At 73.0% G+C, this 21,383-nt stretch carries 15 protein-coding genes; 2 read left to right on the top strand and 13 right to left on the bottom strand.

The features are described 5' to 3' along the window. Nucleotides 1-3: 3 nt before the first annotated feature. From mug to MXD57_RS05840, 7 genes are all read right to left on the bottom strand, one after another. Entirely contained in the window at nt 4-555 is a 552-nt protein-coding gene (mug, locus tag MXD57_RS05870; protein WP_250400253.1) for a G/U mismatch-specific DNA glycosylase, read from the bottom strand. After that, entirely contained in the window at nt 552-1,994 is a 1,443-nt protein-coding gene (purB, locus tag MXD57_RS05865; RefSeq protein ID WP_250400210.1) for an adenylosuccinate lyase, read from the bottom strand. Before purB ends, mug begins: the two co-directional genes overlap by 4 nt. A gap of 279 nt (nt 1,995-2,273) precedes the next feature. Further along, on the bottom strand, nt 2,274-3,062 hold the full coding sequence (locus tag MXD57_RS05860) for an SGNH/GDSL hydrolase family protein (protein WP_250400209.1): 789 nt from the start codon (nt 3,060-3,062) through the stop codon (nt 2,274-2,276). A 92-nt stretch (nt 3,063-3,154) separates the two neighbouring features. After that, a complete protein-coding gene (locus tag MXD57_RS05855) occupies nt 3,155-4,168 on the bottom strand; it encodes a hemolysin family protein (RefSeq protein ID WP_250400208.1) in 1,014 nt (337 codons plus the stop codon). Continuing rightward, on the bottom strand, nt 4,165-5,508 hold the full coding sequence (locus MXD57_RS05850; protein WP_250400207.1) for a hemolysin family protein: 1,344 nt from the start codon (nt 5,506-5,508) through the stop codon (nt 4,165-4,167). Before MXD57_RS05850 ends, MXD57_RS05855 begins: the two co-directional genes overlap by 4 nt. Nucleotides 5,509-5,890: 382 nt before the next feature. Further along, complete coding sequence (locus tag MXD57_RS05845; RefSeq protein ID WP_250400206.1) at nt 5,891-6,310, bottom strand: GNAT family N-acetyltransferase; 420 nt, start codon at nt 6,308-6,310, stop codon at nt 5,891-5,893. 156 nt (nt 6,311-6,466) lie between these two features. Beyond that, entirely contained in the window at nt 6,467-10,516 is a 4,050-nt protein-coding gene (locus MXD57_RS05840) for an AAA family ATPase (RefSeq protein ID WP_250400205.1), read from the bottom strand. A gap of 545 nt (nt 10,517-11,061) precedes the next feature. Here MXD57_RS05840 and MXD57_RS05835 point away from each other — a divergent pair. Further along, nucleotides 11,062-11,940 (top strand): hypothetical protein, encoded by an 879-nt coding sequence (locus MXD57_RS05835; RefSeq protein ID WP_250400204.1) that lies wholly within the window; start codon nt 11,062-11,064, stop codon nt 11,938-11,940. Nucleotides 11,941-12,342: 402 nt separating this feature from the next. Here MXD57_RS05835 and MXD57_RS05830 read toward each other — a convergent pair whose 3' ends face one another. From MXD57_RS05830 to bioB, 6 genes are all read right to left on the bottom strand, one after another. After that, nucleotides 12,343-14,910 (bottom strand): ABC transporter permease, encoded by a 2,568-nt coding sequence (locus MXD57_RS05830; RefSeq protein WP_250400203.1) that lies wholly within the window; start codon nt 14,908-14,910, stop codon nt 12,343-12,345. A gap of 4 nt (nt 14,911-14,914) precedes the next feature. Continuing rightward, nucleotides 14,915-15,727 carry an ABC transporter ATP-binding protein gene (locus tag MXD57_RS05825; protein ID WP_250400202.1) on the bottom strand — a complete coding sequence of 271 codons (813 nt, stop codon included), beginning with the start codon at nt 15,725-15,727 and terminating at the stop codon, nt 14,915-14,917. A 347-nt stretch (nt 15,728-16,074) separates the two neighbouring features. Beyond that, the gene (locus MXD57_RS05820; RefSeq protein ID WP_250400201.1) at nt 16,075-16,767 is read right to left on the bottom strand and encodes a class I SAM-dependent methyltransferase; all 693 of its coding nucleotides are present in this window, start codon (nt 16,765-16,767) and stop codon (nt 16,075-16,077) included. Between the two features lie 109 nt (nt 16,768-16,876). After that, the gene (bioD, locus tag MXD57_RS05815) at nt 16,877-17,593 is read right to left on the bottom strand and encodes a dethiobiotin synthase (protein WP_250400200.1); all 717 of its coding nucleotides are present in this window, start codon (nt 17,591-17,593) and stop codon (nt 16,877-16,879) included. Nucleotide 17,594: 1 nt separating this feature from the next. After that, on the bottom strand, nt 17,595-18,884 hold the full coding sequence (locus MXD57_RS05810; RefSeq protein WP_250400199.1) for an adenosylmethionine--8-amino-7-oxononanoate transaminase: 1,290 nt from the start codon (nt 18,882-18,884) through the stop codon (nt 17,595-17,597). Beyond that, entirely contained in the window at nt 18,877-20,103 is a 1,227-nt protein-coding gene (gene bioB, locus MXD57_RS05805) for a biotin synthase BioB (protein WP_250400198.1), read from the bottom strand. The genes MXD57_RS05810 and bioB overlap by 8 nt, the downstream gene beginning before the upstream one ends. Before the next feature lie 147 nt (nt 20,104-20,250). Here bioB and MXD57_RS05800 point away from each other — a divergent pair, with 147 nt between their 5' ends. Beyond that, nucleotides 20,251-21,378: an 8-amino-7-oxononanoate synthase gene (locus MXD57_RS05800; RefSeq protein ID WP_250400197.1), complete on the top strand. Its 1,128-nt coding sequence runs from the start codon at nt 20,251-20,253 to the stop codon at nt 21,376-21,378. Nucleotides 21,379-21,383 lie beyond the last annotated feature (5 nt).

Here is a 21,383-nt window from a genome sequence, read left to right as displayed (position 1 = left end):
CCGTCAGGACCCCTCGTCCGCCGCCCTGCGCAGCCGTGCGAACTCCTCCGCCATCGCCGCCGCCGTCCAGTGCGCGTTCAGCCCGCTGGGGTTGGGCAGCACCCACACCCGGGCGCCTCCGACGGTCGCCTCCTGCGGACCGACCGCGGCCCCGCGGTCGCCGAAGGCGGCCCGGTACGCCATCACGCCGACCACGGCGAGCCACCTCGGTTCCAGCCGCGTCACCCGGGCCGACAGCTCCCGACCGCCCGCCACGTACTCCTCGGCGGTCAGCTCGTCGGCGCGAGCGGTCGCGCGCGCCACGACGTTGGTGACGCCCAGCCCGTACGTCAGCAGTTCCCGCTGCTCGGCGGGCTCCAGCAGCCGCGGCGTGAAGCCGGACCGATGCAGCACCGGCCAGAACCGGTTGCCCGGCCGGGCGAAGTGGTGGCCGGTGGCCGCGGACATCAGGCCGGGGTTGATGCCGCAGAAGAGCACCCGGAGGCCGTCCGCGACCACGTCCGGGACGAGGCGGTCGCGGGCGGCCTCCAGTTCCGCCGCGGTGAAGCGGGTCAGAGGATCGCTCCCGGGGTGTAACCGGCGGCCTCGGGGCGCTGCTTGACGATCTCCTCGATCCGGCCGACGACCACTGCGACCTGTTCCGCGGCCGCACCGGTGAAGGACAGCTTGTCGGCCATCAGCGCGGCCAGCTCCTCGCGGCCGAGCGGCAGCCGCTCGTCGGCGGCGAGCTTGTCGAGCAGGTCGTTGCGCTCGGCCCCCTGCTCACGCATCGCGAGCGCGGTGGCCACCGCGTTCTCCTTGATGGCCTCGTGCCCGACCTCGCGGCCCACGCCCGCCCGCACGGCGCCCATGAGCACCTTGGTGGTGGCGAGGAACGGCAGGTAGCGGTCCAGCTCGCGCGCGACGACGGCCGGGAAGGCGCCGAACTCGTCGAGCACCGTCAGGAAGGTCTCCAGCAGGCCGTCCAGCGCGAAGAACGCGTCCGGCAGGGCCACCCGGCGCACCACCGAGCAGGAGACGTCCCCCTCGTTCCACTGGTCGCCGGCCAGCTCGCCGGTCATCGAGGCGTAGCCGCGCAGGACGACCATCAGGCCGTTGACGCGCTCGCAGGAGCGGGTGTTCATCTTGTGCGGCATCGCCGAGGAGCCCACCTGGCCCGGCTTGAAGCCCTCGGTGACCAGTTCATGGCCGGCCATCAGCCGGATCGTCCTCGCCAGGGAGGACGGCGCCGCGGCGAGCTGCACCAGCGCGGTCACGACCTCGTAGTCCAGCGAGCGCGGGTACACCTGGCCGACCGAGGTGAACGCCTGCGAGAAGCCCAGATGCCGGGCGATGCGGTCCTCCAGCTCGGCCAGCTTGGCCGCGTCGCCGCCGAGCAGGTCCAGCATGTCCTGGGCGGTGCCGACCGGGCCCTTGATGCCGCGCAGCGGGTAGCGGCCCAGCAGTTCCTCGACGCGGCCGTGGGCGACCAGCAGTTCGTCGGCGGCGGTCGCGAACCGCTTGCCGAGGGTGGTGGCCTGGGCGGCCACGTTGTGCGAGCGGCCGGCCATGACCAGCTCGGCGTACTCGCCCGCCAGCTTGCCGAGCCGGGCCAGGACGGCCACGGTGCGGTCCCGCACCAGTTCCAGGGAGAGCCGGATCTGGAGCTGCTCCACGTTCTCCGTGAGATCGCGGGAGGTCATGCCCTTGTGCACGTGCTCGTGCCCGGCGAGGTCGTTGAACTCCTCGATGCGTGCCTTCACGTCGTGCCGGGTGACCTTCTCGCGCTCGGCGATCGAGGCCAGGTCCACGGTGTCGAGGACGCGCTCGTAGTCGGCGAGCGCCTCGTCCGGCACGTCGATGCCGAGGTCCTTCTGGGCCCGCAGGACGGCGAGCCAGAGCTGCCGCTCCAGCCTCACCTTCTGCTCGGGGGACCAGAGCGTGGCGAGCTCGGCGGAGGCGTACCGTCCGGCGAGGACGTTCGGGATGCGGGGCTTGGCGGGCGCAGAAGTCACGTGACCAGAGTCTACTGGCGGTTCGTGCAGGTCGGCGCCACGGTCCCGTTCGGCGGAAGCTACGAGAGCCGGGTCACGCCGCGAGGCGGCCCGCCGCCGGCCCGAACCCGACGGAGGACCCCAGGGGCTGAACCGCGATCCGCTGCGCGCGCACGACGACGGCCACGGCATCTCGCCGCGTCGTCGGATCGCCCGGCCACACCCGTACCACGCCCTCCGCCTCGCGATGCACCGCATCCGGCGCCGTGCGCGGATCCACCGGGGATCACGGGAAAGCCCTCAGGCCCGCCCCTCGTAGGGCAGCAGCTCGGGGCGCTTCGCCGGGCGGCCGTCCCCGGAGGAACGGCCGGTCAGCCGGCGGCCTATCCACGGGAGCAGGTGCTGCTGGGCGAACCGCGCGTCCGCGATGCGCCGGTGCATCCAGCCGGGCGGCAGCGTCGCCGGTATCGGGACGCGCCACTCGGGGTCCTCGGGCTCGTGACCGAGCGCCTGCCACACCGCCTCGGCGACCCTGCGGTGCCCCTCGCCCGTCAGATGCAGCCGGTCCACGTCCCACAGCCGCGGGTCCGCCAGCGACGGCGCGCCGTACAGGTCGACCACCAGCGCGCCGTGCCGGGCGGCCAGCTCGTCGATGCAGGCGTACAGCTCCTCCATGCGCGGCCGGAACCGCTCCAGCACCGGGCCCTGCCGGCCGGGGCTGCGCATCAGTACGAGCTGCTCGCAGTTCGGCGCCAGCCGTTCCACGGCCTCCGTCAGCAGGCCACGCACGCGGCCCATGTCGCACTTGGGCCGCAGCGCGTCGTTGAGCCCGCCGACGAGGGTGATCACATCGGCGCCCATCGCCGCCGCCACGCCCACCTGCTCGTCGACGATCTGCTTGATGAGCTTGCCGCGCACCGCGAGGTTCGCGTACCGGAACCCGGGGGTGCGGGCGGCCATCCGCGCGGCGAGCAGATCGGCCCAGCCCCGGTAGGAGCCGTCGGGCAGCAGGTCCGACATGCCCTCGGTGAAGGAGTCGCCGAGGGCGACCAGGCTGGTGTGCGCGGGAGGCATGGGATTCGTGTGCATGGCGTCAGCGATGGTAACCCGGCTCCATACCCGCCGGTCGGTCGCCCTCGGCCCGCCCGGGGCGAGCCCGCGGGCGACCGGGCGGCGCGGGCTCAGGCGGGCTGCCCGAACAGCTCCCGCAGCACGTCCTCCATGGTCACCAGGCCCGCCAGCCGGCCGTCGTCGCCGAGCACGCCCGCCAGGTGCGTGCGGCTGCCGCGCATCGCGGTGAGCACGTCGTCCAGCGGGGTGCTCTCCCGTACGCGTGCGATGGGCCGCATGTCCCGCAGCCGGAACGGCAGGTCCCGGGGCAGGGCGTCCAGCGCGTCCTTGACGTGCAGGTAGCCCACGATCCGGCGGCCCTCGTCGACCACGGGGAACCGCGAGTAGCCGGACTCGGCCGACAGCCGCTCGAGTTGCTCGGCGGTGACGCCCACGCGCGCGTAGACCACGCGCCGGAGCGGGACGACGACGTCCCGCACGGGGCGGCGGCCGAGCTCCAGGGCGTCGTGCAGCCGCTCCTGGGCCCGGTCGTCGATCAGCCCCGCCTCGCTGGCGTCCTTGACGATCTCGGCGAGCTCGGTGTCCGTGAAGGTCGCCGAGACCTCGTCCTTGGCCTCCACCCTGAGCAGCTTCAGCAGCCCGTTCGCGAAGGCGTTGATCGCGAAGATCACCGGGCGCAGCGCGCGGGAGAGCGCGACCAGCGGCGGGCCGAGCAGCAGCGCGCTGCGCACGGGTTCGGCGAGCGAGATGTTCTTGGGCACCATCTCGCCCAGCAGCATGTGCAGGTAGGTGGCCAGGGTCAGCGCGACCACGAAGGACACCGCGTGGCCCACGCCGGCGGACACACCGACCGCGTGGAAGACCGGCTCCAGCAGGTGCGCGATCGCCGGCTCGGCGACCACGCCCAGGACCAGCGTGCACAGGGTGATGCCGAGCTGGGCGGCGGCCAGCAGCGCGGACACGTGCTCCAGTCCCCACAGCACGGCCTTCGCGCGCCGGTCGCCCTCCTGGGCGAGCGGCTCGACCTGCGAGCGGCGCACCGAGATCAGCGCGAACTCGGCGCCCACGAAGAAGGCGTTGACGACGAGCGTCGCCAGGCCGATCAGCAGTTGCACGGCGGTCATCGCGCCCCCTCCGTCCGGCGGTCGTGCTCCTCGTCGTCCAGCGGCGCGTGCAGCAGCACGCGCGCGGCGCGGCGCCCCGAGGCGTCCACCACGTCCAGCCGCCAGCCGGCCACCTCGACGGTGTCCCCGACGCTCGGTATGCGGCCCAGCTCGGTGGCGACCAGGCCGGCCAGCGTCTCGTAGGGCCCCTCGGGCGCCCGCAGGCCCACCCGGGCGAGCTGGTCGGTGCGGGCGGCGCCGTCCGCGGAGTACAGGGCCCGCCCGTCCCCGTCGGCGCCGGCGGGGGCCAGGTCGGGCGTCTCGTGCGGGTCGTGCTCGTCCCGCACCTCGCCCACGACCTCCTCGACGATGTCCTCGAGCGTGGCCACGCCGGCCGTGCCGCCGTACTCGTCGATGACGACGGCCATGGTGCGCCTGCCGGACAGCCGGTCCAGCAGCCGGTCGACGGTGAGGGACTCGGGCACCATCAGCGGTTCGCGCATCACCTGGCCGACGGAGCGGCGGGTGCGCTGGTCGGCGGGCATGGCCAGGACGTCCTTGATGTGGGCGACGCCCACCACCGAGTCCAGGCTGCCCCGGTAGACCGGGAACCGGGACAGGCCCGTCGCCCGGGTCGCGTTCGCGACGTCCTCGCAGGTCGCCTGGGCGTCGAGGGCGACGACCTGCACGCGCGGGGTCATCACGTTCTCCGCGGTCAGGTCGGCCAGGTTCAGCGTCCGCACGAACAGTTCGGCGGTGTCGGCCGCCAGCGAGCCCTGCTTCGCCGAGTGCCGGGCGAGGGCCGCGAGCTCCTGCGGTCCGCGCGCGGAGGCCAGCTCCTCGGCGGGTTCGACACCGATCCGGCGCACCACCCGGTTGGCCATGTTGTTCAGGTGCGTGATGAAGGGCCGGAAGGCGGCGCTGAACCAGCGCTGCGCGTTGCCCACCCGCTTGGCCACGGCCAGCGGCGAGGAGATCGCCCAGTTCTTCGGCACCAGTTCGCCGACCACCATCAGGAACACCGTGGACAGGGCCGTGCCCACCACCAGTGCGACGGAACTCGCCGTGGTCGCGGACAGGCCGAGCGCGGTGAACGGGCCGGCGAGGAGCTTGGCGATGGACGGCTCGGCGAGCATGCCGACCACCAGGTTGGTCACGGTGATGCCGAGCTGGGCGCCGGAGAGCTGGAAGGTCAGGTTCCGTACGGCCTTCAGGGCACCCACGGCGCCGCGCTCGCCGCGTTCGGCGGCCCGCTCCAGCTCACCGCGCTCGACGGTGGTCAGCGAGAACTCAGCCGCCACGAAGGCGCCGCAGGCCACGGCGAGCAGGATCGCCAGCAGGAGGAGCAGCACTTCGGTCATCGGGTCACCCCCGTCCCATGATCGGGCAGGGCGCGGCGGTGCGCGCGGTGTCGCGGACTGGGAGGATCGCCCATGGGCGGACGCTCACAACCTTTCATGGAGGACCGAGTGCTCCCTCAATGGTAAAGGATGGGCAAAGAGTGCCGGGAGGGGTGGTCCGCGAACAGCGGAACGCCGGCAGGTGCGGGGGAGAGGGCCCGGTCCGCGAACGGCGGGACGCCCGGGCCGTGCGGGAGGCGGGGGCCGGCCCGCGCCTCCCGCACGGCGGCCAGGAGCACGGAGCCGATGCCCTGCCGCCGCCGTCCCGGACACACCTGGAGCCGGTACAGGTGGCAGCGCCAGCCGTCGAGACCTGGCTGCTCACCACCACTGCTGCGTTTGTCTAGAGGGGCTTGACCCAGCGTCGCCAGTGGTCCTCGCGGTGGTATCCGGCGGCAGCCCAGGTGTGGTGTGCCCGTTCGTTGGCTTCCAGGACCATGGCGTCGGCACGTCGTCCGCCGAGGGCGGCGAAGCGTTGTTCCGCGGCCTCCAGCAGGGCGGTGGCGATGCCTTGCCGACGGTGGTCGGGGTGTACGGCGAGTCGGTAGGCGGAGCATCGCCATCCGTCGAAGCCGGCTATGACGGTTCCGGTGAGGATGCCGTCGCGTTCTGCGAGGAGCAGGGCTTCGGGGTCTCGTGTGAGGAGTCGGGCGACTCCGTCGTGGTCGTCGCTGATGCTCGTTCCTTCCGCGGCGTGGCTCCAGAAGTGCAGCACGGTGTCGATGTCCGAGAGGGTGGCGCAGCGGATGCGAAGATCACTCATGCGGTGAGACAAGCAGAGCGCCTGCCTGTCTTGCGAACGGGTTTCCGTGCGGGGAAGCGGGAGTGGGGCGGGCTTGCTCCTGGGCGTGTACCCGACACGAACCTCGGGAGGTGCTGTCTGTCGGCGCCAGGTCGCAAGCCACGGTGAACCTCCGCCCTACCAGTTCTGACGCCCTCTGACGCTGAACACCGCAACGTCATTGCCGAATCCGACACACAGGCTGAGCGGGTCGGCGAAGGCCAGGGTCCGTGCCGCGTGAGGCAGGGTGAGCGAGTCCAGCGGGGTGGGCCCGGCCTCGTGGAGAGCCCAGAGACGCAGGGTGCCGTCGCCGCCTGCGGCCGCCAGGAGCGGCGTGGTTCCGGCTTCGCCTGTCGCGGCCAGTGCGAGAACGGGATTGACGGGTCCCGGCAGCACCTGCAGAAGGCTTCCGTCGCTCATGTCCCAGAGACGGATCTGACCGTCCTCACCTGCCGAGACAAGGCCGGAGCGGCCGTTCCGGCGTGTCAGGGGTGCCAGTGCGAGCACCGGTCCGGTGTGCCCGCGCAGCACAGTGAGAGAACGCCGGGCGCCCACGTCCCAGTAGCGGATCTCGCCGGTGTCGTCCCCGGAGACGAGACCGGGACCGCCGTCGGCGAGGGGCAGGGAGAGGAGGACGTTGATACCCGCCACGCACCACCCCAGAGGTCTTCGCCACAGCTGGCGGCTCCGGAGGTTCCATACGCGGATGCGGCGGTCGGCCAGCACGCCGGCGACAAGGGGATCCGCACCGACGGGGACCTCGATCGCCGTCAGTTCGGTGATGGACCTGACATTCGGGGAAGCCCACCGTCTGCGTCCGTGCGTGGCCGGCAGGGGCGGCCCGTGTGTCTTTTGGCGGTACAGGTCCCAGACCTGTACGTAGGAGCGTTCATCGACCACGAGTGCCAGCTTCGCGCCGCCTTGGAGGTCGGTGAACGCGAACGCATTGGTGGAGAGGGGGTGACCGGCCTGAAGGGGCTCGTGGACGAGTCGCCCGGACCGCAGCTCCCGCAGCTGTACAACGCCGTCCTCGGCCGCGCTGATCAGAACCGGGGCCCCGTTCCGATGTGCCGCGACAACGGCGGTCACCGGCTGGAGATGACCGGGCAGCGGCTGGGGCTGTCGGTTGCCGAACAAAGTGGACCCCGAAGTCAGGCTCCAGCACCGGACCGTACCGTCCCGGCTGGCCGTGACCGCGCATGGGGAGGTGCCGGGGAGCCCGGCGCCCGTTGCCTGGACCACCGCATCGGTGTGCCCGTGAAGTTCCCGGCCGGGTGCGTCCGGCGGCCCGTCCAGGTCGCGGACACCCACCGTGCCCGCCTCGTCGACGATGACCACGAGGGGACCGGTGGCGGACGGTACGACGGAGATCGACACGACCGGGCTGCCCGCTCCGCCGCTGACCGGTGCGAGAGACGGCCCGGGGACTTCCGCGTCCCACAGCCGGACGCTGCCGTCGAGGTGTCCTGTGGCGATCACCGGCGATCCGTCCCCGAGTACAGCCGACGCCACGGCGGTCACCCGCTCCTCCGCCGGCAGTTCCCAGGAGGATCCGTCAGGGGGCCAGAGGCGTGCAGTCCCCGCTTGATCCACGGTGACCGAGACGGGGCCGGAGGAGCAGGGAAGCACGGTGATCCCTGTCACAGCCCCTCGGTGACCGTTCATGGGCGCGGTCAGGGGCAGACGGGACTCCAGGTCCCAGAGCTGAGCCGTGCCGTCCCGGCTTCCCGTGGCGAATATCCCCCTCCCGTCCGTGAGCCGCGCCGAGGTCACCGTGGTCAGGGGTGCGACGTGGGCGAGAACCGCGTCACCCAGCGGCCGCATCGTGCTCAGGTCCCACAGTCGGGCACAGAGGTCGTCGCACGCGGTGACGGCCACTGGTGTGCCGTCGGCCAGGGTCGTCGCGGTGACGGCGACGGCCCGGTAACCGGGGTCCGGACTCACTCGGCCCACGAGGGCGAAGGTCTGCAGCGCCCAGGCTCGCAGGCCCCCTTCGTCGTCCAGGGCCACCGCCAGAGGGTCCGATCGCTCTCCTGCCACGGTGGCGACCGCGGTCAGCGGTCCGCCCCGGTCCGACATGGTCCCCAGCAGGCTGCGGCTGAGCAGCGAGCCGGTGGCCCAGCGAGTGCGCCGAAGGGCGGTGTGCTCGGGAAGCCCGGAATCCGCCTGCGACCAGAGGGCGTCGGACAGTTCGCCCGAGCCCCATCGTGAGGCGTCCAGCGCGAGTACTCGCAGTCTGTCCTGCGGGCTGAGGTGTCGGTGGACTTCGGCGGAGGTCCGGTAGACGGCGGCGTACAGTCGCGCGTCGGGTGATCCGGCCCGGTCCAGGTAAGGCAGTACCGACGCCGGATCGGCGTACATCAGGAACCCGGGATCGGACAGTAGCCATTCGAACCTGTCAGCGTGGGCCGCGTGGGCCGCAGCGTGGCGCAGCAGGTAGGGCGGGGCGAACTGCCAGGATCCCGCCGCTGGTCCGATGTTCCCGGCGGTGCCCCTCAGGAGGTGGGCGAGCACGCGTTCCGCATCGGCTCGGGGATCCGCGGTGGGTTCGGCGGGGTCGACGGGATGGCGGACCAGATGGTCGGCGAGAGCCTGGTGGAAGAGCCGGTACAGGGTGCTGCCGTCCTTGTCGACCGAGCGACGGAGGTAGAAGGAGGCGGTGGCCAGGCACTCGTCGACGTCCGCGTCCCCCGGGCCCGGGGGAGGTCGGTCCGGGGCGAGGGCCGAGGCGGCGGCGTGCAGGAGTGCCCGGGGCAGGCCCGCGCCCTCGGCGTACGCGAGACCGGCCAGGATCGGACGCAGCCAGGGGCTGTGCCTACCGAGGCCGTGCAGGTCCAGTTCGAGCATGCCCGCGAGGGTGGTGGGCACGGCTGCGCTCAGGGCGGCGGGGGCGATGAACTCCTGCGCGGCCAGGTAGTGGGCGAAGAGCCCGGCGACAAGGAAGGTGCCTTGGTGCTCGGCCGCGTCGGTGAGGCGATCAGCGATCATCTCGGCGGCCGTGTCGACCGCCTCGCGTCCACATCTCGCGTAAGAGGAGGTATCCGGGTCTTCCAGTACTTCCGCGATGTATTCGGACAGTTCCTGGCGCATCCGTGCGGAGTCCACCGCGTCCAGGTCCATGAGGGTGCCCTCGTCCTCGGCCGACGCGAGCAGTCTGGCGAAGACTCGCCAAGGGCGACAGCCCACCAGAAGCCGGCAGACGGGCCGGTCCTCGGCGTCCGGTCCCTTCCGGCGTGCCTTGGTCAGCCGCAGCACGAGATCGGCCAACAGTGCGGGCTGTGCCGCTTCGTCGAGGGCGTCGATGACGAGCACCGGAGTCTGGGCGGTGTCGCCCAGCCGTGCGACGAACTGATCAATGCCCTCCGTCTCGGTACCCGGAGCGGGCACAGGAAGGCCCAACTGCCTGGAGATCGACGCCGTGACCTGTTCCAGGGACAGTCCGCGGGCGTGGACGGCGGCCAGCCCCGCATGGCGTCCGGCCGGTCGTTCCCTTCGCGGAATCCGGTTCTCCAGCGGGTCGACGACACCGTCGAGAGCGGGATGCGCCAGGCATACGAGCACTCCGAGCAGCGCAGACTTGCCTACGCCCGGGCTGCCGGTGACGACGACCAGCGGCTCCTGGTCGTCAGGCGAGCCCAGCCAGGTGCCCAGCCTGCGCAGTTCCTCCCGGCGCCCCGTGAACAGACATCGTCCGCTGAATCGTGACTCCCGTGGTGCGGCGAAGGCGCGGCCCAGGAAATGCGGCGCGTCCAACCCCGGGTCGAGCGTCTCCAGGAATCCGCGCAGGCCGCTCTCCGACCTCTTCCGGTACCACTCGGCGGGTGCCTGGTCGTAGGCGGGGTTGCGGAAGAACGGCTGTGTGGTGTCGGCGATCTCGGTCAGCCCGGTGAGGGAGACCGTCTGGCGGTGCGAGGTTCCCTCCGGATCCATGGCCGCGATCGTGCGGTGTATTTCGCGGGCCACGGTCTCCACGGGAACGTACTCGTAGGAGAAATGGATGTCGAGTGTGCCGTCGGCGAGTTTACGCAGGACGGAGACCGCTGCCCTGGTGAACTTCCCGGAGTACGCCGATTCCCTGTCGGTGGAGGCTCCGATGATCCAGCACTTCCTGGCGGCTTCGGGGACCGCGAGGCCCGCCTGTGTTCTCGCCGCCTGGCCGGCGTGACAGATGTCGAGCAGAAGGAGCACACGCGGGCCCGTTGCATTGGCCTCTACGCTCCGGATGAACGCGCCCACTTCCACGGCTGAGTCACCGATCCGATCGGGATCGGTGTCGCCGGCGACGAGATGGAGCGAACCGAGGCGGGCATCCCGTACACCGTGGCCCAGGAGGTGGACGACAAGCCCGTCGTCCGCCCGTCCTTCCCGCCGAGTTGTGAGCAGGGCGTGTGAAAGGGTTGCGCAATCGGGGTCGTGCAGCGCGCCGCCGCCGTGCAGTTCGTGTCCCAGGTCGCTGAGGACAGATGCCATTTCGTCGGCCAGGCCGCTCGCGAACCCGAGGCGTGCGTACGGCTCAGGGGTGTTGGGGTCTGGTTCGCCGGGAGGCGGGGTGCGGGAGAATTCGCCGACCGCCGCCACCAGTGCTCGCGTAATGGCCAACTCCCCCCTGTGTCACACGTGGTGCCGGGTGCGACCCCGCGTCAGGGGGCTCGCACCGTCCGCAGCAGCATAGACTCGGCGCGCGCCCGGCAGGGCTTGGAGCGGAAAACGCGGAAGCAGCCCACGGGGGGGCAATGGCAGAGGTCATCGCGGTACACGGCGTGTGGAACCACCAGCCGCATCGGACAGCAGCACAGGCTGCCGCGGACCTCGGCGCCGGGTGGAAGGGGAAGCTCCGCGACGGATACCTCGAAGCGGGCCTCGGGCACCTTCGCACGCCGAGCATTGTCGCCGCCTATTACGCGCACCTCTTGCGGGACGAGGCCGAGCAGGCGGGTGCTCTCGACCCCGAGAGTCTGACGCCGGCCGAACAGCGTCTCTTGGCGGAGTGGGCTCTGGCACACGGAATGCCGCAGGAGGTGGCTCAGGGGCTGCCCACTGCGATTCTCGAGCCTGCTCTGAGCTGGGTACTGCGCAACACCGGAGGTGTAGGGAGGCGAACGGCGGGTCTCGCTGCGAGGGCCTTGCGCGAGGTCCGCACCTACCTGGACCAGCGGGTCCGTCGAGAAGCGGCGCAGGATGTGGTCCGCGATCTGCTGACCGTGCATGCGCCGGCCGTGGCGATCGGCCACTCACTCGGGTCGGTGGTCCTTTACGAGAGCCTGTGGCGCAAGCCGTATCCGGAGGTGGACCTCCTCGTCACGCTGGGCTCGCCGCTGGCCCTGCCTGGAGGCGTCTTCGATCTGCTCGACCACGGCGGACGGACCGTGCGCGGCGCCAGGCCACCCGGAGTGAGGCGCTGGGTGAACCTGGCGGAGGCAGGTGACCTCATCGCCGTTCCGCGTCCGCTGTCGGACCGGTTCGACGGTGTGCACATCGACGACGCCGTACACATGGCACGCGTCGACTGCCACACCATGGGCATGTACCTGTCGTGCGGCATGGTTGCCACGGCAATCGCTCCGTATCTCGCCCGGCCGGACGAACTCACGTCCTCGGCGTCCGCGGACTGAGGCCCGCCGCGCCGCCGGCGGCCCCGGAGGATTTTCGCGATTCCTCACGTCGGGCCAAGGGGCCGGTCAGGACGACCTCTTCCCCGGCTCCGTCGCAGAACGGATCCACCGTGCCGAGACCCGCTCGCGGGCCGGGAGGACGACCTGGCATGAACTCTCCTCCGCGGCACACGACTTGAGCCCGGCCCTCCGATTCCTTCATGCCCGCGTCACGCCCGCGGGGCGGGGCGGAGGCCGCCGCCCCGCTCACGCCGTGCCACCGGGAAGTCCCCGCCCCGCCGCGGGGAAGCCCGTGCCGTCCGCGGGTGCCGGTGCGGGAGGTGGCACCGGGCAGCCCGTGCCGCGCCCCGCGGGGACGGGTGCCGGGCGCGAACCGGTGCCGCCCCGCGGCGGCGGGTGGCGTCACTCGTGCGCGATCGCCGCCAGCACGTTCATCCGGGACGCCCGCAGTGCCGGCAGCAGGGCCGCCACGACACCGACCACCGCAGCGCCGACCACGACCGCCACGACGGTGCCCCACGGGACGGCGAGCGCGGTCAGGCCCTGCAGGGCCAGCACCCGCTGCATGCACAGACCCCACACCAGACCGAGCGCCAGTCCCAGGACCGCCCCGAACACCGCGATCACCACCGACTCCAGCCGGATCATCCGGCGTAGCTGCCGCCTGCCCAGCCCGATGGCGCGCAGCAACCCGATCTCCCGGGTGCGCTCCACCACCGACAGGGCCAGGGTGTTGACCACGCCGAGCACGGCGATGACGATCGCGAGCCCGAGCAGCGCGTACACGAGGTACAGCAGCACCGCGATCTGGTCGTGCACGAGCTTCTTGTAGTCGGCCTGGTCGCGCACCTGTACCTGCGGGAACGGCTTGAGCGACCGCTGCAGAGCCGAGCGCAGCTCCTGGGCGCCGGTGCCGGGGGCCGCGTCGACGTACAGCGCGGAGTCCTGGCCGTCGGGCACGTGCTTCCGGAGCGTCGAGAGGCCGAGGAAGACACCTCCCTGCGATCCGAAGGCCTGCGAGCCCTCCTGCCGGGTGAGGGCCCCCACCGTGAGGTCCGCCCGGCGGCCGCCCTGGAACTCGACCGGGAGCACCGTGCCGATCCGCACCCGGTGGTCCCGGGCGAAGCCGGCGTCCAGGGCGAGGTGCCCGGCCGCCAGCGCCGCGGCCGAGCCGCCCCGCGCGTAGGTGAGGTGGGCGACGTCGTCCAGCCGGGGGTCGTACCCGGCGGCCGTGGTCCGGACGCGCTCGCCGTCGGGCAGCCGCAGGGCGATCGGGGCGATCCGCTGCCGCACGACGAGCCCGGCGCCCGGGGTACCGGCCACGGCGTCCGTGACGTCCTGGTTGAACGGCCTGAACTCGGTGCCCTGCACGATGAAGTCGGCACCGAGCGTCCGGTCGATCTGCCGGTCGAACGACGCCGACATCGACGCGCTCGCCACGGACATCCCGCCGACCAGTGCCAGGCCCACCATCAGCGCGGCGGCGGTGGCACCGGTACGGCGCGGGTTGCGCAGCGCGTTGCGCTGGCTCATCCGGCCGACCGGCCCGAACAGCGCGGGGAAGGCGCCGCCGAGGACGCGGATCACCGGCCGCACCAGCAGCGGGCCCGCGACCACGGTGGCGATCAGGGTCAGCAGAACACCGAGGCCCAGCGACGACGCCGCCGGGGCGGTCCGTTCGGCGGTGGCACAGCCGGCCAGCGCGGCCGCGCCGGCCGCCCCGACCAGGGACCCGACGATCGCCCGGGTCCGCAACGGCCTGCCCGCACCGCCGACCTCGGCGTCCGTGAGCGCGGCCATCGGGGAGACGGCCGCCGCCCGGCGCGCGGGCAGATACGCGGCGACGAAGGTCACGCCGACGCCGACCGCGTACGCGGCGACCGGGGTGCCCCAGCCGATGACCATCTCGGTGGCCTTCAGGTTCATCCCGAACACGGCCATCAGCCGGATGAGACCGAACGCCAGGCCGATGCCGGCGGCCAGGCCGAGCGTGGAACCGACCACCCCGAGCAGCACCGCCTCGGTGAGCACCGACCGCCGCACCTGCCGCCGGTCCGCGCCCAGCGCCCGCAGCAGGCCCAGTTCGCGGGTGCGCTGGGCGATCAGCATGGAGAAGGTGTTGACGATCAGGAAGACCCCGACGAGCACGGCGACACCGGCGAAGCCCAGCATCACGTACTTGATCACATCGAGGAAACCGCCGAGGTCGGCCGCCGCGGACTCGGCCTGCTCGTCGGCGGTCCTCAGGTCGTACGTCCCGGTGCCGATCGCCGCGCCGATCCGGTGCTTCAGCTCGGCGTCGCTCACGCCCTCGACCGCGTCCGCCGAGACGCTGGTGGCCCGGCCCGCGGAGCCGAGCAGCACGCGGCCGGCCACCGCGGGGTCCAGGAACACCCGGGCGGCACCCGGGTTCGTGGTGGTGAACGTGGCGATACCGACGACCCGGACCCGGAACGAGCCCGGCTGCGCCTGCACCGTCAGCGGGTCGCCGATCCGCACGCCCTTCCTGCCCGCGGTGTCCGCGTCGAGGAGGACCTCGCCGGCGCCGCGCGGGGCGCGACCGGAGGTCAGCTCCACCGGACTGCGGCGGCCGGCGTACCAGGAGCCGGCGACGGTCGGGGCGCCGGTGGTCGGCCCGACGGACCGGTCGTGGCTGTCGACGACCACCACGTTCCGTACCGAGACGTCCGCGTACGCTGCGGCGACCCCGTCCACCTTCGCGATCCGGCGCGCCAGGTCCGCGGGCACGGTCTGGACCACGCCGCCTGGCACGGACGACGTCAGGTCGTCCTTCGCCTCCACGGTCACATCGGCGGCGGTGGAGGCGAACAGCCGGTCGAAGGTGCGGGCGACGGTGTCGGAGAAGATCAGACTGCCCGCGACGAACGCCACGGACAGCACGACGGCCAGCGCCGACAGCGCCAGCCGGCCCTTGTGGGCGAGGAAGCCGCGCAGGGTCGCCCTGAGCACCGGATCAGCCCTCGTGCGCGGTGACGTCGTCGCCGAGCCGCCCGCGCACCACGTCGAACGCCTTCATGCGCTCCAGCACCGCGTCGGCGGTCGGGCGCGCCATCTCGTCCACGATCCGCCCGTCGGCCAGGAAGAGCACCAGGTCGGAGTGGGCGGCCGCGCCCGGGTCATGGGTGACCATGACGACCGTCTGCCCGAGATCGTCCACCGCTCCGCGCAGAAACCCCAGCACCTCGAGACCGGCCCGCGAGTCGAGGTTGCCGGTCGGCTCGTCGGCGAAGATCAGTTCGGGTCGGGAGGCCAGCGCCCGCGCACACGCCACCCGCTGCTGCTGACCGCCCGAGAGCTGCGCCGGCCGGTGGGACAGGCGCTCGCGCAGCCCGAGGGTGTCGATGACCTGGTCCAGCCAGGCCCCGTCGGGCCTGCGGCCCGCGATGTCCATCGGCAGCGTGATGTTCTCGGCCGCGGTCAGCGTCGGGACCAGGTTGAACGACTGGAACATGAAGCCGATCCGGTCCCGCCGGAGCCGGGTCAGCTCCCGGTCCTTCATGCCGGTGATCTCGGTGTCGCCGAGCCAGACCCGACCGGCGGACACGCTGTCAAGGCCGGCGAGGCAGTGCATCAGCGTGGACTTCCCCGAGCCGGACGGGCCCATCACGGCGGTGAAGCGGCCGCGGGCGATGTCCACGTCCACCGAGTCGAGGGCGAGCACCGCGGTCTCGCCCGAGCCGTACGCCTTGGTGAGCCCACGCGCGCGGGCCGCGATCCCGCCGTCCGGTGTCAGGCCCGGCGCGTGCTCAGCAGCAGGTGTGGACAAGACCGCCTCCCGGTCGTCGACTCCCTCGTCCCCACCGAGCCTAAGGGCTGTCCCGTGATCCCCGGTGGATCAGCGCACGGCGCCGGATGCGGCGCACCGCAAGGCGGAGGGTCGTCCTCATACCGGTCGTGTTCGGGCGATCCGGCAGCGCGGCGAGGTCCCGTGGCCGTCGTCGTGCGCCCGCCGGGGACTCCGGGACAGCCCTTGGCGCGCCCCGCAGCCGGTGTCCCTTCCGGGGTCCACGACACACGCCGTGCACGGGGCACCGACCCCGGCACGGCCGGGCGGCCCGCCGCCCCGGCCGCCGGCCGCCCGCGCCGGGACGGCCGCCGTGACGGGTCCGGCGGTCAGCGCCGGGCCGGTTCCCCGGGCCGCCAGGCCGTGCCCAGCGCGCAGTACGACGTGGGCAGCACCGGCCCCCGCTCCGGCAGCAGCACCCGCCGGTGCGGCCCGAGTTCGAACCCGGCGTCCCGCAGCCCGGCCAACGGGTCACGGGCCAGATGGCAGCCTCCGCTCAGGGCCGGCCACAGCGTGCGGTCCAGGGTCCGCTGGGTCAGCGTCATCATCCGGCCGCCGCCCCGGCCGTGCTCGAAGAACCGCACCTCGCCCCCCGGTCTGAGCACCCGCCGCACCTCGCCCAGCGCCCGCGCCACGTCCCGCACGCTGCACAGCACCAGCGACAGCACGGCCGCGTCGAAGGCCTCGCTCTTCACCGGCAGCGCCTCCGCGACGCCCGGCACCACGTCGACCGGCACCTGGACGCGCAGGGCCGACTCCAGGGCCAGCTTCCGCAGCAGCGGTTCGGGTTCGATCGCGACGACCTCCGCGACCGCCCCCGGGTAGTGACCGAAGTTCAGCCCGTTCCCGGCGCCGATCTCGATCACCCGCCCGGACAGTCCGGCGAGCAGCCGCTCGCGTATACCGGCCATCCCGAGCCGGGTCTCGGCGCCCACGCTGAGCCGGGCGTAGTAGCGGGCGAAGAGCGGGTGGTGGACGGAACTCCGCGCCACCGTGCCGGAACCGGCCGACGACAACCGCATGGCAACCTCCCGGACAGGGCCTACGGTGATTGTCCCCCGGAGAGCCCCGGCACACCCCCGCCGCGTCCATGGTCATGAGCGGCGGGCGAGGGGGTGCGGGGCCGTCCCCTCAGGGCGTCTGCCGGACGCGGAACGCCTCCGCGTCCCAGGTCCCGTCCAGCCGCGCGGCCAGCCAGCCCGGTGCGGCGGCCCGGAAGGCGCCGGGCGGCAGCGCGCCCGCCCCGGCGGGCAGCGCGCCCAGCAGCGGGGCGTCCGCCACCTCCGGCAGGTCGGCGACGTTGCAGCGGCAGGCCAGGTCCGGGTCGTCGGGCCAGCTCCCGATCACGATCCCGGCGAGATCCAGCTCGCGGGCCCGCAGTTCACGCGCCGTCAGCTCGGTGGTGTTGAGGGTGCCGAGACCGGCCGAGGCGACGACCAGCACCGGCGCGTTCAGCAGCCGGGCCGTGTCGGCCAGGGTTCCGCCCGCCGTGTCGAACCGGACGAGCAGCCCGCCCGCCCCCTCGACCAGCACCAGATCGTGCTCGGTGGCCAGCTTGGCCGCGGCCTCGGCCACCTCGTGCGGACGCACCGGAGCCATCCCGGCCCGCCGGGCAGCCGTACCCGGCGCCAACGGCTCCGGGAAGCGCGCCAGTTCGCCGGCCGTGACCGGACCGGCCAGCCGCGCCACCTCGTCCGCGTCACCGCGCTCGTCCGGCCGTACGCCCGTCTGAGCGGCCTTCAGCACCGCCACCGAGCGTCCGGCCGCGAGCGCGGTGGCGGCGACGGCCGCGGTCGTGACGGTCTTGCCGACCTCCGTGCCCGTCCCCGTGATCACCAGTACCGGCATCTCATCCCTCCCGCGCCGCGGCGCACACCGCGCGTGCGATGCGCGCGACGTCCTCGTCCGAGGTGACGTACGGCGGCATCGTGTAGACCAGGTCGCGGAACGGGCGCAGCCACACGCCCTCCCGCACGGCGGCCCGGGTGGCCGCGGTCATGTCGACCTCGTGGTCGAGCTGCACCACGCCGATGGCGCCCAGGACCCGGACGTCCTTCACCCCGGGCGTCGCGGCCGCGGGTGCCAGGCCCGCCCGCAGGCCCGCCTCGATCCGCCGGACCTCCGACCGCCAGTCCTGCCCGAGCAGCAGGCCGATCGAGGCGCAGGCCACGGCCGCCGCCAGCGGGTTCCCCATGAACGTCGGGCCGTGGGCGAGCACCGGCACCTCGCCACGCGAGATGCCGTCCGCCACCCGCGCGGTGCACAGCGTGGCCGCCATGGTGAGATAGCCGCCGGTCAGCGCCTTGCCCACGCACATCACGTCCGGGGTGACGGCCGCGTGGTCCGCCGCGAACAGGGCGCCGGTGCGCCCGAATCCGGTCGCGATCTCGTCGAAGACCAGCAGTACGCCGTGCTCGTCGCAGGCCTCGCGGAGCACCCGCAGGTACGCGGGGGAGTGGAACCGCATCCCGCCGGCACCCTGCACCACCGGCTCCACGATCACCGCGGCCAGTTCGTCGGCGTGCCGCCCGATCAGCTCACGCAACCGCAGCGCGTACGACTCCTCGTACTCGGCCGGCGGCGCGTCCGCGAACACCTGACGCGGCAGCACACCGGTCCACAGGTCGTGCATCCCGCCGTCCGGGTCGCACACCGACATCGGGTTCCAGGTGTCCCCGTGATAGCCGCCGCGCCAGGTCAGCAGTCGCCGCTTGGCCGGGCGGCCGAGCGAGCGCCAGTACTGCAGGCACATCTTCACCGCCACCTCGACCGACACCGAGCCGGAGTCGGCGAGGAACACGTGCTCGAGCCCCTCCGGCGACATGTCGACGAGGAGCTTGGCCAGCCGGACGGCGGGCTCGTGCGTGAGCCCGCCGAACATGACGTGGCTCATCCGGTCGAGCTGCCCCCGGGCCGCCTCGTTGAGGACGGGGTGGTTGTAGCCGTGGATCGCCGACCACCACGAGGACATGCCGTCGACCAGCTCGCCCGAGCCGTCGGCGGGGCGCAGCCGCACCCCGCTCGCCGACTCCACGACGAGCGGCTCGCGCCGCCCGGGCATCGGACCGTACGGATGCCAGACATGCCGCCGGTCCAGTTCGAGCAGTTCGGGCAGGCTCAGGGCGGGCAGATCAGGCATTGGGCGCGAGGTCCGTTCCGGCGCCCCGGCGGCGCACGGCGACCAGGTCGGTGCGCGCCTCACCGGTCGCGGGCTCCGGCGACGACGCCGTGCCGCAGACACCGCCGCCCTCGTGCGACCCGCAGCCGGACCCGGCCTCCGATCCGCAGCCCGCCGCCGCGTGCGACCCGCAGCCGGCGCTCTCGTGGGAGCCGCAGCCGCCGGCGGCGGCCGCCGCCCGGTGCTCCGGCAGGGTCACCTGCTCGGCGCCCTCCACCTCGAACCCGGCGTCCGCGATCATCTCCAGGTCGGCCTTGCCCGCCTGACCCTCACTGGTCAGGTAGTCGCCCAGGAAGATGGAGTTCGCCAGGTTCAGGGCCAGGGGCTGCATGCTGCGCAGGTGGACCTCGCGGCCGCCCGCGATGCGCACCTCGGCGTCCGGGCAGACGAAGCGGACCATGGCGAGGATGCGCAGACAGCGCTGCGGGGTGAGGTTCCACTCCTTGGCGAGCGGGGTCCCCTCGAACGGGATCAGGAAGTTCACCGGAACGGAGTCCGGGTCGAGCTCGCGCAGCGAGAAGACGACGTCCACCAGGTCCCCGTCGCTCTCACCCATACCGGCGATCAGCCCGGAGCAGGCGGACAGCCCGGCCGCGTGTGCCTTGTTCACCGTGTCCACCCGGTCGGCGTACGTGTGGGTGGTGGTGATGTCCCCGTAGGTGGCCTCGGAGGTGTTCAGGTTGTGGTTGTAGGCGTCCGCGCCCGCATCGCGCAGCCGCTCGGCCTGGCCGTCGGAGAGCAGGCCGAGGCAGGCGCACACCTCGACGTGCTCGTGCTGGTCCTTGATGGTCCGGATGGTCTCGGAGACCCGGTCCACGTCCCGGTCCGTGGGGCCCCGCCCGGACGCCACCAGGCAGACCCGCTTGGCGCCGCCCGCCAGGCCGGCGGCGGCGGCCTCGGAGGCCTCGCCCGGCTTGAGCCAGGTGTACTTGAGGATGCCGGCAGTGGAGCCGAGCCGCTGGGAGCAGTAGGAGCAGTCCTCGGGGCACAGGCCGGACTTGAGGTTGACCAGGTAGTTGAGTTTCACGCGCCGGCCGAACCAGTGCCGGCGTACCTTGCCGGCCGCGGCCACCACATCGAGCAGGTCGTCGTCGGAGGTGGCGAGCACGGCGAGAGCCTCGTCGCGGGTCGGCGACTCGCGCCGAAGCCCCTTGTCCACCAGCGTGTTCAGCAGGTCCATGAGGCACGATCCTGTCCTACGGGACCGCTTCGGGCCAAGGAGAGTTTGCACAACGGACACGGTTCACCGTGTGGGTATTGCCACATCCTGGGCGGGCGGCCGTGCGGCTAGTGTCTGTCCGCTACCTACAAAAGCCCCGGAGGACCCATGGCGTTCGGCTGGATCGACGAGCAGGCCGAGGCGCGCCGGCGCGCCGGACTGGTGCGGACGCTGCGACCGCGCCCGGCCGACTCGCCGCTGCTGGACCTGGCGAGCAACGACTACCTGGGTCTCGCCCACCATCCCGAGGTCACCGAGGGAGCGGCCGGGGCCGCCCGGACCTGGGGCGGCGGATCCACCGGCTCCCGGCTGGTCACCGGCACCACCGAGCTGCACTGCGAGCTGGAGCGGGAGCTGGCGGACTTCTGCGGTTTCGAGGCGGCCCTGGTCTTCTCCTCCGGCTACGCCGCCAATCTGGCCGCGGTCACCGCGCTGGGCCCGCACGGGTCCCTGATCGTGTCCGACGCCGGCAACCACGCCTCGCTCATCGACGGCTGCCGGCTCGCCCGGGGTACCACCCAGGTCGTCGGGCACGCCGACCCGGAGGCCGCGGGCAAGGCGCTCGGCACGCGTCCGGGACCGGCGGTCGTCGTCTCCGACACGGTGTTCTCCGTCGACGGTGACGCGGCACCGCTGGCCGCCCTGGCCGAGGTCTGCCGCGAGCACGGCGCGGGCCTGGTCCTGGACGACGCGCACGGGCTCGGGGTGCTCGGCGCCGGCGGTCGCGGCGCCCCGTACGCCGCCGGGCTCGCGGGCGCCGCCGACGTGGTCGTCACGGCCACGCTGTCGAAGTCGCTGGGCAGCCAGGGCGGTGTGGTGCTCGGACCCGCCCGGGTCATCGCGCACCTGGTCAACGCGGCCCGCACGTTCATCTTCGACACGGGTCTCGCCCCCGCGGCCGTGGGCGCCGCGCTCGCGGCGCTCCGGCTGCTGCGGCGCGAGCCGTCGCGGGCGGAACGGGCCCGCGCGGTCGCCGCCGAACTGCACGCACGTCTGACCGCCGAGGGGCTGGAGGCGGTGCGGCCGGACGCGGCGGTGGTCTCCGTGCGTGCCCCGTCCCCGGAGGAGGCCGTGCGCTGGGCGGCGGACTGCCGTACGGCGGGTCTGGCCGTCGGGTGCTTCCGTCCTCCCTCCGTGCCCGACGGCATCTCGCGGCTGCGGCTGACCGCCCGCGCGGACCTCTCCGGTTCCGAGATCGAACGCGCTGTACGTGTGATTCGCGAGGCGCGACCATGAGTCGG

This window comes from Streptomyces cellostaticus (assembly GCF_023630175.1).
GTDB lineage: Bacteria > Actinomycetota > Actinomycetes > Streptomycetales > Streptomycetaceae > Streptomyces > Streptomyces cellostaticus_A.
This window is presented reverse-complemented; position numbering and strand designations above follow the sequence as displayed.

Bases quoted from the DNA above. Each gene is read 5' to 3' on its own strand.
- MXD57_RS05810 (WP_250400199.1), bottom strand. From the start codon at position 18,884: ATGCCTGATCTGCCCGCCCTGAGCCTGCCCGAACTGCTCGAACTGGAC.
- MXD57_RS05860 (WP_250400209.1), bottom strand. From the start codon at position 3,062: ATGCACACGAATCCCATGCCTCCCGCGCACACCAGCCTGGTCGCCCTC.
- MXD57_RS05835 (WP_250400204.1), top strand. From the start codon at position 11,062: ATGGCAGAGGTCATCGCGGTACACGGCGTGTGGAACCACCAGCCGCAT.
- MXD57_RS05820 (WP_250400201.1), bottom strand. From the start codon at position 16,767: ATGCGGTTGTCGTCGGCCGGTTCCGGCACGGTGGCGCGGAGTTCCGTC.
- MXD57_RS05855 (WP_250400208.1), bottom strand. From the start codon at position 4,168: ATGACCGCCGTGCAACTGCTGATCGGCCTGGCGACGCTCGTCGTCAAC.
- MXD57_RS05845 (WP_250400206.1), bottom strand. From the start codon at position 6,310: ATGAGTGATCTTCGCATCCGCTGCGCCACCCTCTCGGACATCGACACC.
- MXD57_RS05800 (WP_250400197.1), top strand. From the start codon at position 20,251: ATGGCGTTCGGCTGGATCGACGAGCAGGCCGAGGCGCGCCGGCGCGCC.
- MXD57_RS05850 (WP_250400207.1), bottom strand. From the start codon at position 5,508: ATGACCGAAGTGCTGCTCCTCCTGCTGGCGATCCTGCTCGCCGTGGCC.
- bioB (WP_250400198.1), bottom strand. From the start codon at position 20,103: ATGGACCTGCTGAACACGCTGGTGGACAAGGGGCTTCGGCGCGAGTCG.
- bioD (WP_250400200.1), bottom strand. From the start codon at position 17,593: ATGCCGGTACTGGTGATCACGGGGACGGGCACGGAGGTCGGCAAGACC.